Annotated in this window: 1 protein-coding gene; it reads left to right on the top strand. The window is 41.9% G+C overall.

What is annotated here, in order from left to right; translation table 11 throughout:
- The first annotated feature begins 70 nt into the window (after positions 1–70).
- A protein-coding gene (locus DNK84_RS10480) for an IS3 family transposase (RefSeq protein ID WP_119344464.1) occupies positions 71–1,227 on the top strand; the annotation gives its coding sequence in 2 pieces (ribosomal slippage) (positions 71–308 and positions 308–1,227; 1,158 coding nt in all).
- Positions 1,228–1,271: the final 44 nt, after the last annotated feature.

Raw genomic sequence — 1,271 nt, 5'->3', positions numbered from 1 at the left:
TGTTGTGGTCTAATATTCCTGGACACTTTTATAAGAGATAGTATGATAATCAATTATAGAGGTGTAGATAATGAACAGAAAGAGTTATACAAAAGCATTTAAAGAAGAAGCGGTTTCTTTAGTATTAGAACAAGGCTACAGTGTTTCTGAAGCAGCTGCATCAGTTGGTGTTCGCACAAATATGCTATATCGCTGGAAGCAACAATTTGAGCAAGAAAAAGCTGGTAATGTTGTAACAGCAGATGAACGCGCTGAGCTGGTGCGACTACGCAAAGAGAATAAGCGCCTTAAGATGGAGAAAGAAATCCTAAAAAAGGCCAGCACCTTCTTTGCCAAAGAGCTCAAGTAAGGTATCGCTTTATCAAATCGCAGCTAAATTGCTATCCTGTTGAACTGCTTTGTGATGTGATGCAGGTAAGTCGCTCTGCTTATTACCGCTGGTGCCGTCATCCAGCAAAGGCATTAAGTTCACATGAATTAATGCTTTATCGGCGTATGAAGTTATTATTTGCTGAGTCCCGCGGAAGCCTGGGATCAAGAGGACTGATGAAGCAATTGCGCAAAGAAGGTTTTACGATTGGCCGCTATAAGGTAAGAATATTGATGAAGAAGCTAGATTTAAAAGTCACGCAACGCGTTGCCTACAAAGTGACAACAAAACGCAAACATAGCCACCAGGTGGCAGATAACCTGTTAAACCAACGGTTCACACCCTTGTTTGCGAATCAACATTGGGCTTCAGATATTACTTATCTTCGTACCGGTGAAGGTTGGAGTTATTTAGCGATTGTGATGGACTTGTACTCACGACGCATTGTGGGTTGGGCAGTTGATAAGCGCATGACAACGAACCTGGTTTCTAAGGCAACGAAAATGGCCATTTACTTAAGGCGCCCAAAACCTGGCTTGATATTTCATAGTGATCGTGGTTCACAGTACACAAGCAAAGCGTTTGGTAAACTGTTGGCTCAATATAAGATAAAGCCATCGATGAGCGGTAAAGGCGCTTGTTGGGATAATGCCGTTGTTGAACGATTTTTTGGCAGTTTAAAGCATGAGTGGCTGGCGAATGTCCGACACTTAACACGCCAAAGTATGGCAGAGGATGTTTTTGCCTATGTGCGTTATTACAACAAAAGACGGTTACATACCGCCAATGGGGATTACTCACCTATTGACTATGAGAATTTAGGAGATTCTCTTAACAATGTGTCCAATTTTAGTTGACCAGAACACCTTAATGTTCACTGCCGAATAAGCAGCTTAGAAAA

Source organism: Facilibium subflavum, assembly GCF_003574485.1.
GTDB lineage: Bacteria > Pseudomonadota > Gammaproteobacteria > Francisellales > Francisellaceae > Facilibium > Facilibium subflavum.
The sequence above is the reverse complement of the archived record's forward strand: the minus strand, read 5'-3'. Positions and strand labels throughout refer to the sequence as shown.